Origin of the sequence: Brevibacillus soli (assembly GCF_044759095.2) — a bacterium.
Taxonomy (GTDB): domain Bacteria; phylum Bacillota; class Bacilli; order Brevibacillales; family Brevibacillaceae; genus JBIYSM02.
In genome coordinates this window covers 67,275-81,114 of record NZ_JBIYSM020000010.1, presented here as the reverse complement: position 1 = coordinate 81,114, position 13,840 = coordinate 67,275, and the positions used below count along the sequence as shown (strand labels likewise).

At 53.4% G+C, this 13,840-nt stretch carries 10 protein-coding genes; 7 read left to right on the top strand and 3 right to left on the bottom strand.

The genetic code is table 11. The annotated features are described in order from the left end of the window. Positions 1 to 22 precede the first annotated feature (22 nt). On the top strand, positions 23 to 1,411 hold the full coding sequence (locus ACE99V_RS06280; RefSeq protein WP_400490210.1) for a phenylacetate--CoA ligase family protein: 1,389 nt from the start codon (positions 23 to 25) through the stop codon (positions 1,409 to 1,411). On the opposite strand, the gene murJ is transcribed toward ACE99V_RS06280, so the two are convergent. Next, positions 1,383 to 2,903: a murein biosynthesis integral membrane protein MurJ gene (gene murJ / locus ACE99V_RS06275; RefSeq protein WP_400490209.1), complete on the bottom strand. Its 1,521-nt coding sequence runs from the start codon at positions 2,901 to 2,903 to the stop codon at positions 1,383 to 1,385. The two genes, ACE99V_RS06280 and murJ, sit on opposite strands and share 29 nt — an antisense overlap. A gap of 147 nt (positions 2,904 to 3,050) precedes the next feature. Between murJ and ACE99V_RS06270 the strand changes: the two genes are divergently transcribed. Next, positions 3,051 to 5,954: an O-antigen ligase family protein gene (locus ACE99V_RS06270; protein ID WP_400490208.1), complete on the top strand. Its 2,904-nt coding sequence runs from the start codon at positions 3,051 to 3,053 to the stop codon at positions 5,952 to 5,954. Next, positions 5,947 to 6,756 carry a hypothetical protein gene (locus ACE99V_RS06265; protein WP_400490207.1) on the top strand — a complete coding sequence of 270 codons (810 nt, stop codon included), beginning with the start codon at positions 5,947 to 5,949 and terminating at the stop codon, positions 6,754 to 6,756. The genes ACE99V_RS06270 and ACE99V_RS06265 overlap by 8 nt, the downstream gene beginning before the upstream one ends. Positions 6,757 to 6,839: 83 nt before the next feature. Here ACE99V_RS06265 and ACE99V_RS06260 read toward each other — a convergent pair whose 3' ends face one another. Together ACE99V_RS06260 and ACE99V_RS06255 are read right to left on the bottom strand one after the other, a co-directional pair. After that, positions 6,840 to 7,973 (bottom strand): MFS transporter, encoded by a 1,134-nt coding sequence (locus ACE99V_RS06260; protein ID WP_400490206.1) that lies wholly within the window; start codon positions 7,971 to 7,973, stop codon positions 6,840 to 6,842. A gap of 24 nt (positions 7,974 to 7,997) precedes the next feature. After that, positions 7,998 to 9,371: a glycosyltransferase family 4 protein gene (locus ACE99V_RS06255; protein ID WP_400490205.1), complete on the bottom strand. Its 1,374-nt coding sequence runs from the start codon at positions 9,369 to 9,371 to the stop codon at positions 7,998 to 8,000. Positions 9,372 to 9,505: 134 nt separating this feature from the next. Here ACE99V_RS06255 and ACE99V_RS06250 point away from each other — a divergent pair, with 134 nt between their 5' ends. The 4 genes from ACE99V_RS06250 to ACE99V_RS06235 all read left to right on the top strand — a co-directional run bounded on the left by ACE99V_RS06250 (position 9,506) and on the right by ACE99V_RS06235 (position 13,786). Next, positions 9,506 to 10,639 (top strand): glycosyltransferase, encoded by a 1,134-nt coding sequence (locus ACE99V_RS06250; protein WP_400490204.1) that lies wholly within the window; start codon positions 9,506 to 9,508, stop codon positions 10,637 to 10,639. Positions 10,640 to 10,858: 219 nt separating this feature from the next. Next, a complete protein-coding gene (locus tag ACE99V_RS06245; protein ID WP_400490203.1) occupies positions 10,859 to 11,860 on the top strand; it encodes a glycosyltransferase family 2 protein in 1,002 nt (333 codons plus the stop codon). A 116-nt stretch (positions 11,861 to 11,976) separates the two neighbouring features. Next, positions 11,977 to 12,882, top strand: a complete 906-nt coding sequence (locus tag ACE99V_RS06240; RefSeq protein ID WP_400490225.1) for an NAD-dependent epimerase/dehydratase family protein — start codon at positions 11,977 to 11,979, stop codon at positions 12,880 to 12,882. 31 nt (positions 12,883 to 12,913) lie between these two features. Then, entirely contained in the window at positions 12,914 to 13,786 is an 873-nt protein-coding gene (locus ACE99V_RS06235; RefSeq protein WP_491624838.1) for a glycosyltransferase family 2 protein, read from the top strand. Positions 13,787 to 13,840 lie beyond the last annotated feature (54 nt).

Sequence of the window (13,840 nt, the reverse complement as noted above, 5' to 3'; positions counted from 1 at the left end):
GAACGGAAGAGGAGTGGATCCCATGCCGTTGACAGGCTATCTGATCCGACACGTACATTGGCCGCTCATGGAGCGGTTGAAAGAAAATCGCACACGCGCTTACCTGCAAGAGTTGCGAGACTCCCAACACATGGAACGGGACGCGCTTTTGACGAGTCAGCGCCGCAAACTGGGAAAACTTTTGCAGCATGCGGTGCAAAACGTACCGGCTTACACCGAATTCGCATCGGATTTTGCCGACAGTGCCGATCAACCCGAGCGCTTTTTGCAGTCGCTTCCTGTTTTGACAAAAGGACAGTTCCGCGCCGCCTCCCAACAGTACCTGACAAGAGGGGCGGACACTTCCAGGCTGATTTCCAACCGCACAGGCGGTTCCACCGGGGAGCCGACCCATTTTTACCTGGACCGGCCGACTGTGGAGCGCTACGAAGCGGCACGCTGGCTGGGTCTGTCGTGGCATGGGATCCGCATCGGCGATTCGTCCGTGATGATTTGGGGCTCTCCGATCGAGCTGGGCCAACAGCAGGCAAATTGCTACCGCATCAAGGAACGCTGGTTGAAAAATCGATTGATGATCCCCGCGTACAATCTGGACGAGCGCAGACTGGAGCATGATCTTGGGCTGATTCGCCGCTTTCGCCCTGCCTATTTGTACGGCTACGCGTCTGCCCTGTATACGCTGGCGGAGATGATGCGCCAGAAAGGCACTCGCCTGCGCCATCGGCTGAAGGCCGTCGTATCCACTGCGGAAAGCTTGCACGACTATCAGCGGGAGGCGATTACGGACGCTTTTCAGGCTCCGGTGGTCAACGAATACGGCGCCAGGGACGGGGGCATTATCGCTTACCAGTGTCCGGCCGGCCGCATGCACGCTTTCAGCGAGAACAGCTATCTGGAGGTAGTGGACCCTGTTACCGGGCATCCTCTGCCGCCTGGACAGACGGGACAGTTATTGGTAACGGATCTCTACAACTACGTCATGCCCCGGCTCCGCTACCAGCTTGGTGACATCGTCGCCTTCTCTCCCGAAAGCTGCTCCTGCGGCATTCAGTATCCGCTGCTTGCCCAGATCGACGGGCGGGAAGACGACATGTTCGTCTCCACACGGGGAAACTATGTTCACGGACACTACTTTAATCACATCGTGCGGAACATGGAAGGCTTCCGGACCTTTCAAATCGTCCAGCACGAACCGCACCGACTCACTTTGAAACTGGTAAAGGACCCGAACCGGTACTCGCATGCCGAAGAGACAAGACTGCTTGCCGGCATCCGCTCTGTTCTCGGCGAGGACGTCTTTGTCTCTGTTCGCTACGTGGAGGAGATTCCTCCTGCCGTTTCCGGCAAGGCTCGCTATGCCATCCGGGAATTTCCGCTTGTGCTTACGCGCTCCCAGCACGGGAACGACTGAGCAGCTTGCGCATCACTTCATGAACCAGCGGCTCGCGAAGCGCCCAGAGAGCCAGCACATAGAGGCCTGCTGCTCCGCCGATGCCAAGCGCCAGATACAGCCACAGCGGCAGCAGAGAGAGAAACGGGTCAGACAGCAGGATTGCCAGAGCCATCGCTGTGCAGGCTGCCGCCACTTTCCCCGCCGTAAAGAAAAAGGAGGATTGCACGGGAGAACCGATCCTTCTCCACAGCAACACGAACAGAAGAAGCGCTTGGCTGCTTGCGGAGACGGCTGCGCTGAGCGCAATTCCGCCATGTCCGAAGACGGGTATGAGCAGCCAGTTGGAGATGACGTAGACAACGATGCCGATCACGCCGATCACGACCGGTGTGCGCGTGTTTTCCAGGGCGTAAAAGGCTCGGGTAATCAAGTCGCGTGCTGCAAGAGCGTATATCCCGAGGCTGTAGAAGACCAGCGCCCAGGTCGTGTCCGCCACTGCCTCCCGGCCAAAAGCCCCCCGCTCAAATACGAGTCGAATCAACGGTTCCCCGTACAAGACCAGTCCAACTGTCACAGGTATCAGCAGGATGAGCAGATACGCCAACCCTTTTTGCAAGGTTTGCTTCATCAGATGCATTTCGCCCCGCTTCACGTAGCTGGCCAACAGAGGAAAGAGCGGCAAGGTAAACGCCCCGACGAAGACGGCCATCGGCATTTGAACGATCTGGTTGGCGTAATAGAGGGAAGCAAGTTTCCCCTCCCCCAGTCCGGAGGCAAAGCCCCGCTCCAGAAAGGTAGTGGCCTGCGCGATTGTCGCCCCGATCAAAATGGGAACGACGCGCTCTCCCATGCTGCGCATCGCTTCACCTTCATGCCAGACAAACGAGAGGCGATGCCGGTATCCGAAACGACGCATGGTCGGCCACATCGTGAGCCAGGCGGCAAGATAACCGAGGGTGGTCGCCATTGCCAGTCCTTCTGCACCAAAAGCGGGCACCAGGAAGTACATGGCGGCGATGACAAGCGCCCCGTTCGCCACTGCCCCAAGCGTCGGTGTAAAAAAATGCTGATGCGCGTTGCAGACACTGGACCACAGACCAGCCAGTCCGATAAAAAGAGCGGACGGCCACATCCATTGCAGCATGTCGGCGGTCAACTTCGCCATTTCGCCGTTCAAACCGAACAGCAAGGCAATCTCATACGAAAAGCATACACCCGCCACCGAGAGGCCGAAAAACACGATCAGGATAAGGGCAAGCAATTTGTGATACAGAGCAGCCGTTTCCTCCCCTTTTTCCAGCATCCCCCGCATGGTGGGAATCAGGACGGCATTAATCGCTCCCGGTACGACCAAAAACAGGGTCATGGGAATGTTGGCCGCTACGCTGAACGCGTCTGCAGCCATGCCCGTGCCATAGAGGTTGGAGACGTAGACGCTGCGGAAAAAGCCGAGCAGCCGTCCAATCAACGTTAAGAGGACAATATACGATGCAGTTTTGACTAAGCTCATGAGGCGTTTCTCCTATCTAAAAACCTATCTGTAATCATATCTCATTTCTTTCGTCTCTACCAAGTTTTTTCCCTATTCCTTGCGACACCGTTCGGCAATTCATTATAATAGTTAAGTTGATCAATAGTCGTAGGAGGACTCGACTCAATGAGAGAAACCGTACTGAAATGGGGTACCCAGGCGAGCACCTGGCTCTATCTGCTGTTGGCGTACCCGGTTATCGATTACGTCTTGCGAAAAATTCTGCCGATTCCTGTTGTTTCTTCTTTTTGGGATGAGGGCATGCTGCTCGTATTGCTGCTGTTTACGTTCTTTGCCTATATGAAAGGGACGCTCCCGTTTCCGCCCGTCAAGCACCTGTTCCTTGCATTTGTCGTTTTCGGGCTTGGGCTTACGGTGACTGACATGGTCGATCCTGATGCGAGCGTCGAAGGATTTCGCGCTGTCTATCAATATATGGTCGCCTTGCTCATCGGATTCTATCTGCTGCCATCCGCCGAACAGCTGGACAAGTTCTTGAAGATCCTGACGCTGGTTGGTTTTCTCGCAGGTTTTGTCGGGGTCATGCAGGTCGTCTTGGGCGTCCAGACGCCGATGACGTGGGTGCAGGAAGGGGAGGCCATCGGTACGCGTGCATTTTCGTTTGTGACCAGCCCCAACGTATTGGGCAGCTACATGGCGCTGATCTCTCCCGTAGCTGTAGGCTTGCTGCTGAAAGCAAGAACCGGCAAAGAACGCCTGATCTGGGGAGGAATCGCACTGACCACGCTCCTTGCCCTCGTATTGACAGGATCGCGGGGAGCCTGGTTTGCCTTGGCCTTTTCCCTGTTCGTCTGCTGCACCATCTGGCAAAAACGGCTGGCCAGCTACATGATCCTGGCAGGAGCTGCGGGTGTCGCTGCGCTCTATTTCGCCCCGGAAAAACTGCCGTTAATCGGAACCGTCAAAAACCGCATCTTTACACTGTTCACTCCGGAGTACTTCGCGTCCAGTCTGCAAGGCGGACGACTCGGCCGCTGGATCGACGCATACCACATCATGCGTCTGGAGCCGTTTTTCGGAGCCGGGCTTGGACACCACGGGGGCGCCGTCGCTTCCCGCCACTTCGGTACTATCTACTCTGACAGCTACCTGTTCAAAAGTATTGCCGAACTGGGACTGATCGGCATCATCCTCTTGATCTTCCTCGTGGCGGTTACGCTTCGATACGCGGTAAAGGTCGTTCGCAGCCATTCGCAGACACCGCACTTCTTCCCTCTTCTGGGGCTGTTCTGCGGCCTTTTCGCCGTCGCTCTGCACAACCTGGTGGAGAACATTTTTGAAGTGCCGTTTATGTCTTTGTACTTCTGGCTGTTTGGCGGCTTCCTGTGCAAACTGTACGCCGACCAATTGGAAAGGAAAGGGGGTGAGCTCATGCGTCGGAATGGATTTTTGCACATGCTGAACTGGGCGCTGTACGGGATTGCCCTGTTGCTGATCTACCATCTCTTGATCAAAGTGGCGTTTATTGAGCTCTCGTGGATCGCCCTGCTGCTGATTCTCCCGCTTTTAGGGGTCATCTATTTCCTGATTCGCCCTGAGGAGAGGCGTCAGGTAATCGTCTTTTCTCTCGGTCTTCTCATGCTGGACCGTGCCTTTAACCGTTTGGATTTCAACTCCATCGTCACGGTACTGACAGGAGGAGCCGTTGCTGCTCTCGTCATTGCCCTGCTGGCGAAATGGTATGGCCGTTTGACCTGGCGGGCAGTCAGCATGCTCGCCGCCGTCGCCGTGCTGTTCAACGCGGGGATCAACCGCGACAGCCTGGCCGTTTGGAACCACTTTTCCATCCAGTGGGAGTCGGAAAAACTCTACCATGGCAATTGGGTGGACTACTTCCCGATTACCCTGCACGATGTGGATCAGGACGGCAAACAGGAGATAATCACCTACGGCAATGCCGACGAGCTGCCGCTTGAACCGGAAGTCAATGAACCGCAATCGGAAGCAGAGCGAAAAGCGCTTGCCGACAAATTGCTTCCACTAAAACCGGAGCCGATCTCCCTGTACGTCATGACATGGAAGGACGGAAGGTTGGTACGCATTCCAAATGAGCAGATCTCCGCAGATACGATGGCACAGATTCAGGAAAAGCTGCCTGCCGACTTCCCTGGCTTTCCGTACTATACGATGAAAAACGGCAAGCTGGTGCCGAACGTCCAGCGCCAATCCTTCGCGGAGGGGATGCTTATGGCAGGGACCGCCCCGTACCGCGCCTTTTTGTTGGACATGCAAAACATCGATGAAATGCTGACTCAAAACAAGGGAAAAATGGATTCCCGTCAGTCGTTTGGCGAAGGCTCCCCATACAGCAATCTCTCAATCGAAGGGGGCTTGCTCACAGGCTCTTACAACGGCAAGCCGTTTGCCATTGAGAGCAAGGCGACCAAGCTGCTTGGCAGCATGAAGCTTCCGGATGGCAGGGAAGGTCTGCTCGTGCTGGGGGAACATCTCAGCGTGCTGGCAGTGAAGCCGGACGGCACCGCCACCGAGGCGTACACGCTCACCCGCAAGCAGGTGCCGCTGGCAACCGCCAAATTCATTCTCGCCGACATCGACAAGGACAACACAGACGAGATGCTGGTGGCAAGCACGCCGTCCTACATTTTGAAACCAAAGCCTGACGGTACCTGGGACATTTTGTGGGCCAGTCAGGAGGGAGACAAGGCATTCAGCTTCTCCAACTACGCTTCAGTAGGCGGCAATCGCGAGCCGGAAATCATCGCTCAGGCGAAAAGCTGGGTATCAACTACGTATCAGCAGCGCTACCTGAGCGGTTTCCGCTATACGCCTGAGGGGCTGGAACAAACGTGGAAAGTGTATCTGCCGCTCATGAACGTGCAGGTGGGGGACATCGACGGCGACAAGGAAAACGAGATTGTTGCGACCATCTATGACAAACATCGTCTGCTCGTGTTAAAACCACATCATATTCCCGTTTTGCCGCTTGTCATCGCCCTCTTCGTCGGGCTGCTCGGTTACGGGGTAGTAAGGAGGTTCCGCCATGCGTAAGCGCAACACCAGCCGTCTCCTTTTCAGCGGATTGTGTGCCGCGTTGCTGTTGACCGGTTGCACCTATGAGTCAGGCAGCAAGCAATTTCCGGAAACCAACTTCGCCGCAGAACCTGAAACGGCAGCCAATGGGGAATCCGCAGCGGAATGGTTAAAGACGGCGCTGGTCAAAGCACAAACCGATCCACAGGCTCAAAAGTTCTGGTACAAGGGGCATGTGAAAAACACCATCCTCTCTCGAACGACGACCAGCATGTTTGAAGGCGCCGTGATCAAGCCGACGGGGTACAACGTCGATGCTCGCATCGCCCGCCAGCCGTATCAGTACTACCGCATTGGCGACAAGCGCTTTGTGCGCGTCGGACAGTCCTGGATGACCGCCCAGGAGGATCCTCTTCCCTTCGATCCGCTGAAGGGTTTTGACGACTGGATGCCGTTTCTCGATCAGGCCGTACAGCTGACAGATGACAAGGTGTACGGGAAGGAATGCGTCCGCTTCCAGTTGAAGATAACCGGTGCACAGTGGCTCAAAAAGAGCAGCAGCGACTTGTTTGAGCCGATTCGTCAGCAGTTGGCGGGACGTCCCGATCTGGAGTACATTTTAAACGAATCGACAATTAAAACCACCTTCTGGATTGGAAAGGAGAGCCATCTGCTCCACCAGTACGAAACGTGGATCATCCTGCCTCTTCCGGAAGCAGGCACCATGGATCAGCAAGTGCTTTTCCAGTTCTACAAGTACAACGACCCGGGGATTAAAATTAAAGAACCGGAAGAAGTGGAACAGTATCTGCTACACTAACAAATCACAAACAGACAGAAGCCCCAGACCTGGCGAAGGTCCGGGGCTTCTCTGTGTTTACGCCTGATTCCCGATCGGAACCGTCAGGCATTGTCTTTCCATAGGGCCAGGCTGAACAAACAGCTCGCCAGAGAAACCGCTGCCATCAGCAGGTACAGCTGTGAGCCGCCAAACGCGTGGAACACCCATCCGCCCACAAGAGAGCCGACGATTCCGGAAATTCCGAAGAAAACGACAGCCAAAACGGTTTGGCCCGTCGCCCTCCACTCTTCGGGAATCATCCTGTAGAGATATTGAATGGAGGCAGAATAAAAGACGGCAAAGGTAATTCCCTGCAGCAGCTGCAGCCACACCACCCATTGCGGGTCGGTCACGAGATAGCAGAGGGTATATCGAACCGCGTAGACGGCAGCAGCGAGGGTAATCAGCTTGATCTCGGTTCCTGGTCGCATCCATCTTCCGCTCCATGCGAAAAAGACCACCTCGCTTACCGCAGCGAAAAACCAGGCCTGTCCAACCATCCCCGCGCTTCCGCCCAGGCTTTGGATGAAGACACCGAGGAAGTTGTCGTTCGTGCGGTGAGGAGTAGCGGCAATCAACACCAGCAGGAAAAACCAGATCGTTTTTCGATACGTGAAAAAACGTTTCAAGTCTGCAAACGAGATGGGTTTGGCCACGGCAGGCGCATCGGGCAGGAAGAGACAGACGACTATTGTCAGAAAGCCGAATCCCAGAAACAGGTACGACAAACTTCCCATACCCAGGTATTCCACTGCGTACCCAACCAGCAAAGAAGCAGCCGCATAGCCGATGGCTCCGAACATCCGAATCGCACCAAACGAAACCCCATGCCGTTCCGAAATCCGATAGTTGAGGCTCTCTGTCAACGGATCCGTCGGCAGCAGAAAAAAGTACATCAAGCCTACGAGAATGAGCAGTCGGAGCGCACCCGCTGATTGAAACAAAACGGAACCAACGACGATGGATATACCCAAGGTAAGCAGAATCACCGTTTTGATCGTTTTGTACTTGTCGCTGATCATTCCCCAAAAGGGCTGGGACAGGATCCCGATAAACGATCCCACTCCCACCATGAGGCCGATCTCGGCGGGGGAAATGCCCCGTCCGGCCAAATAAAGCGGCAGAAAGGAAAGAAAGATGGCCAGTACCGAAAAGTAAAAGAGGTTGTAGACGCGTAACAAATGCAATACACCCATGATGACAAAACCCTTCTTCTTGTGTTAGAATGTGCCACCCTGACGTTCTTTCACAGCTATCAGCTGTTCCATTAGCTGAGCCAGCTGGCGTGCCTGTTCTTTCCGCTCATACCGCTTGACACGCTCGGCAAAATCATCCGGCCGTCCTTCGTCATTTCCATCGGCCTGCTCTTTCCAGGCCTGATACAGTTTCAGATAAGCCTGCTTGATCGCGTCCTTCTCTTCCGGATCGGCAACCTCACCAAGCTGGAACGTTTCAATGATCTCTGTCGCCTCGCCTGCCTTGTTCAGCGCGAGAATCGGCTTCCCGATCCCCATATATTCGTACAGCTTTCCGGGGATATACGCGCCGGCATCCAAAGACACATCGCCGATCAGGAGCAGCACGTCGGCTCCCTTCATTAATCCCAGCGCTTCCTTGTGCGGCAAGTTGCCGAGCAAACGGACGATGTCTTCCAATCCCAACTCCCGTACACAATCGCGGTTTTCCGAATAACCCGGATAATCAAACACGCCGGCGAAGCTTAACAGCAGATCGTCGCGATCGACAAGCCCTTCGTCGATCAGCTCTTTGATCGCATGCAGCAGCAGACGCGGATTTCGTTTCTGATACAAAATGCCGGCGTATACCGCGTGAAATTTGCCGGGTGCCGTATGAAGCGGCGTCAGGCTTTCAAAGTCAGCCTGATCAAACCCGTTGTAGATCAACTCCAGCCGACGGATTCGACTGCCGTGCTTTTTGCGAAAATTCTCGGCAAACGTGGCCGTCACCGTAGTAATGACGTCAGCGTCAGCCATCACCCGCTCTTCCATCCGCTCTTCCAGACGTTCCCGCCAGGCAATGCCGGACTTGTGCATATTTTGTGTCCACGGATCGCGGAAATCGGCTACCCATTTGCAGTGAAATTCCCGGGCGAGACGTTGTGCGACCAGGTGATTCGTAACAGGGCCGGACGTGGAAAAGATCACGTCAATCTTCTCCCGTCGCATGATCTGCCTGCCCAGCTTTACGGCATGGGGCAGCCACAGGATTTGATCGTCTGGAATCAGAACATACGGCTTTATCTTCTTCAGGAATCCAAACACATATTGTTTGAGGCCGGAAAGAAGAGACGGACGCTTCTGTGCCCCGTCGCTGCCCGACGCCGAGGCGGTCTGACCCCCTCTTCGCGGCAGCAGCAGAAATTCTTTGGCCCGATGAATCTCCACATCCGCTGGTATCTGCGACAGCAAGGACGGATCCAGCGTAGCATGATAGGAGGGATCAACCGTCAACACGTGCACCTTCCAGCCAAACTCCCCCAGATATTTGGCCATCTTGAGCGGTCTCGGCACCCCGCCGCCTCCGATGGGCGGAAAACCGTAGCAAATCAGTAGGACACTGTTTGTATTCGTCATGAAAGTACCTTCCTTGTCACATGCATATCACGTTCTCACCTGATTAAGATACCACAAGTCTAGCGTTATTGCGAATCTACCAGGCATCTGCTATAGTGAGATTGGCTTGTTTGGAAAGGTTCGGGTGGATGAAAATGAACAAACTACGTGTCCTCCACGTCATCGGCGGCGGGGAATTTGGCGGAGCCGAACAGCATATCCTCAACCTGTTGTCAGCCTTCCCGACTGATCAGGTGGAAGCGGCAGTCGTTTGTTTTTACGATGCCGTCTTTGCCGATCAGCTGCGGAGAGCAGGAATCTCCGTCATCGCGCTAAATCAATACGGTCGTTTTGACCTTCGCCTGCTGCAGGCCTTGCGCAAGACGTTCCGTACCTATAGACCGGATATCGTACACACTCACGGAGTGAAGGCAAACTTTTTCTCCCGCATTGCAGCGCGCGGCATGACATCCAAATTAATCACAACCGTTCACAGCAATCTCCGCTACGACTATGTCAACCCGCTTGGCTTTCTCATCGTTTCCGCCATGGAACGGAGTACTCGTCCATGGAACGATCACTTTATCGCCATCAGCGGTGCGATTGGAGAGATCTTGCGACAGGAAGGGGTCCCCGCTGAAAAGCTGACCGTCATCTATAACGGAATGAACCTGACCCCCTATCGGCAAACGGATCAGCGGGAAGCAAACCGCAGCCGCCTGCGTGCCGAGTGGGGCATTTCTTCGGAGGACTTTGTTTTCGGGACGGTTGCCCGATTCGTACCCGTGAAAGGGCTGCCTGTGCTGATTGACGCATTTGCCCGGCTTGTCCGTCATACTCCAAATCAGAGCGCTCGTCTTGTGCTGGTTGGTGACGGTCCCGAGCGGCCTCTTTTGGAGGAAAAAGTGAAGGAGCACCAGCTGGAGCACAAAATCTGTTTTGCCGGTTTCCGGCATGACATACCGGCATGTCTGCACGCGTTTGACGCCTTCGTTCACTCCTCGTATTACGAAGGCCTGGGATATACCATCATTGAAGCGATGGCCTCGGAAGTCCCGGTCATTGCCACCAATGTCGGAGGCGTAAAAGAGTTTGTGAAGCACGAACAAACCGGACTGCTGGCGGAAGCGGCCGATGTGGAAGGCCTGGCTTATGCCATGGAGCGGCTGGCAAATGGATCAGAGCTTCGCGACAAGCTTGCTTCCCATGCCTTGCAAGCGGTTGAGTCCGCATTTACCATCGAGCAAATGGCAAACAAGACCATTGATCTTTACCGTTCGTTCAACTAAATGCAACGTTTTCGGCCCTCGTCAATGTTTTGGTACAGACGGTGGGCCGTTTCCTATTTTGGGGGAAATTCTTCCGCGATACAGCCCGGCGTTTATCGTTTTTTTAGAGGAGTAGTACGAGTACCCATTCCTCCTTGCTTAAACCTACATACATATAGAGTAATGCTCATGGAGGGATGAAAAGATGCCTAAATGCCTGATCATGGAGGTTGTAAATGCATGAGCGACAAATCTCCCCTCGTCTCGGTCGTGATTCCCTGTTATAACTACGGAAAGTATGTTGAGGAAGCAATTGACTCCTGTCTCCAATCCACTCTTACTGATCTAGAGATAATCGTGGTGAACGACGGATCTACAGATCCCGATACAATCGAATTTTTGGCACAACTGGATAAGCCGAAAACCCTCGTCATCCACCAGGAAAACAAAGGCTTGCCGGCGGCTCGCAATGTCGGCATACGACAGTCACTCGGCAAATACATCCTCCCTCTGGATGCCGATGACAAGATTGATCCTTCCCTGCTGGAAAAGGAAGTTGACATTCTCGAGTCCGATCCGCATCTCGGCTTCGTAACCTCCTGGATGAAGAGTTTTGGTGACTCACAAGTGGTTTGGAGATTCCCGGCGTACAATTTTTATAAGCTGCTTTTCTGCAATATGGTCGCCAATTCTTCCCTGTTTCGCAAGGAAGCATGGGAACAGGTCGACGGTTACAATGAACAGATGAAAAGGGGCTATGAAGATTGGGACTTTTGGATCTCTTTGGGAGAAAAAGGATGGCGGGGGAATACAATTCCCGAAGCTCTCCTTCTTTGGCGGAAACATAGCCGCTCGATGATTTCGGAGTCCGTCAGAATACACGATCATCTGGTGGAGCAAATCATACAGAACCACCCTTCCTTGTATACACCGGAAAAGAAGCTCGAATTAAGGCAGATCTGGTTGCCAACCGAAAAACCGAATGCGGGGAGGCTTTCAGGAAAGCCCTCGTCCGCGGTTAAGACGGCTCCCTCTTCTCTTCCCGCTATGCATGCAGCCCCGGCGAAGCCGCAATCGAAAAAGGAGAAAAAAAACAGAACCTCCCCTGCTCCCGAAAAGAAGCAAAGCGTTGTTCAACGAAAACCGTCAAGCACTCCCCGATCAAAATTATCCCGAAGCATGGAAGGAAAAACACACACCCAAACGAAGAAAAGTTTTTCCAAACCATTACTATTCATCTAGCCTCTGGAACTTGTGACAACATCGCGGGGGCCAGAGTAGCATGATAGGAGGATTTTCTTATCGTCATCAGGTTGATCAATGATGGCGTTGTAAAGGGGGCGTGACGATCATTGAATGTGCTGATCACCGGAGGAGCCGGTTTTATCGGCTCGCATGTAGTGGAAAAAGCTATCGAATTGGGACATCATGTTTCCGTCCTTGACAACCAGAGCACCGGCAGACGAAAAAACGTTCATTCCCGGACTTCCTACTACTTCGTTGACATAAGTCACCAGCCTATCATGGACATTTTCATCAAAGAAAGGCCGGAGATTGTCGTTCATTTGGCTGCGCAAAGCGCGGTACCCGTATCCGTGAAGAGCCCCTTGTCAGATGCTCTATCCAATGTCATCGGAACCTTGAATGTCCTGGAAGCCGCCCGACATACAGGAGCACGGAAAGTGATCTTCGCTTCCACCGCTGCCGTTTATGGAAACATTTCTGCTACGATTCCCCTAAAGGAGGAGTGGTCGGGACGGCTCCTCTCCCCCTACGCCGTAAGCAAATCTACGGGCGAACATTATCTCCGCGTGTATCAAGAACTTTACGGACTGTCCTACACCACATTTCGCTTTGCCAACGTCTACGGTCCCCGTCAACTGCCAAAGTCCGACGGCGGTGTGATTGCCTATTTCCTGGAAAACATCCGTCAGGACCGGGTACTGCCCATTTACGGCGACGGTGAACAGACCCGGGATTTCATCTACGTGGAGGACGTAGCGGAAGCGATTGTGCTTGCCTTTGAGCGAGGAGACAATGCGCTGATGAACCTCAGCACCGGCACTCCCACTTCAATCAACCGTCTGCTTGACCAACTGGAAAAGATTATGCAAAAACCGCTTTCCCGATCCTATAAAGAAGAACGTCCCGGTGACATTCGGCACAGTTACCTGTGCAATGAACGGCTCCGAAAGCTGTTGGGATGGGCACCGCGATTTTCCCTGCAGGACGGTCTGCTAAGAACATGGCAATACCAATCGTAATCATGAGGGCACAACGTCAAATCGATGGCTTGTGCTCTCTTCATTTTCGTTCATCTGGATCAAAAATAGCCTGGTATCTGCTTCGTACACTTCCTTCTCTTCATACTATGTATCAATATTGGCAGAACGTCGTAAAAGGAGGAGCACGCAGTTGAACGACCATACACCTCCATTGGTTTCAATCGTCATTCCCTGTTATAACTATGGCAAGTATTTGGAAGAGGCAATCGACTCCTGTTTGGCGTCTTCTTTCAAAGATATAGAAATTATCGTCGTAAACGACGGTTCAACCGATCCCGACACCTTTCAGGTTTTGAAAAAATTAAACAAACCGAAAACACGAGTCATTCATCAGCCAAACCGAGGAGCGTCCGCTGCCAGAAATGCCGGTGTAAGAGTCGCAAGAGGCATTTACATTTATCCCCTGGATGCAGATGACACCATACACCCCTCCTTGCTGGCAAAAGAGGTAGCCATCCTCAATGCACGGCCAAAGGTAGGCTTTGTCAGCAGTTGGATGCGGTGTTTCGGTCATAAGAATCTTGTGATTAAATACGGCCGCTATAATTTTTACAGGCTGATTTTTCGAAACATGATCGTCTCCGGCTCAATGTTCAGGAAGAAAGCATGGAAACAGGTCGGAGGTTACAATGAAAAATTGAAAGGCTATGAAGACTGGGATTTCTGGATTTCATTGGGGGAGAAAGGATGGTTGGGCTATATCATTCCTGAACCGTTGTTTCAGCATCGGAAACATGGCTGGAGCAAATACTGCGCGTCAAGGCAAATGAACGCCTTTCTTATCAGGCAGATCAGAAAAAATCACCCAGCCCTGTACTCGAAGAAAAGGCTGGCTCTATTAAGGCGAATATGGCTGCCCAATTCAATCAGGGCGCAAAAATAATTGGGATCTTAAGTAAAAATAGCCTCGGTCTTAGCGGCCCTTCGCTAGTTCCGG

What these genes read in the sequence shown, in the direction of transcription:
- ACE99V_RS06255 (WP_400490205.1), bottom strand. Translation starts at nt 9,371, where the DNA reads ATGACGAATACAAACAGTGTCCTACTGATTTGCTACGGTTTTCCGCCC.
- ACE99V_RS06280 (WP_400490210.1), top strand. Translation starts at nt 23, where the DNA reads ATGCCGTTGACAGGCTATCTGATCCGACACGTACATTGGCCGCTCATG.
- ACE99V_RS06245 (WP_400490203.1), top strand. Translation starts at nt 10,859, where the DNA reads ATGAGCGACAAATCTCCCCTCGTCTCGGTCGTGATTCCCTGTTATAAC.
- murJ (WP_400490209.1), bottom strand. Translation starts at nt 2,903, where the DNA reads ATGAGCTTAGTCAAAACTGCATCGTATATTGTCCTCTTAACGTTGATT.
- ACE99V_RS06270 (WP_400490208.1), top strand. Translation starts at nt 3,051, where the DNA reads ATGAGAGAAACCGTACTGAAATGGGGTACCCAGGCGAGCACCTGGCTC.
- ACE99V_RS06265 (WP_400490207.1), top strand. Translation starts at nt 5,947, where the DNA reads ATGCGTAAGCGCAACACCAGCCGTCTCCTTTTCAGCGGATTGTGTGCC.
- ACE99V_RS06250 (WP_400490204.1), top strand. Translation starts at nt 9,506, where the DNA reads ATGAACAAACTACGTGTCCTCCACGTCATCGGCGGCGGGGAATTTGGC.
- ACE99V_RS06260 (WP_400490206.1), bottom strand. Translation starts at nt 7,973, where the DNA reads ATGGGTGTATTGCATTTGTTACGCGTCTACAACCTCTTTTACTTTTCG.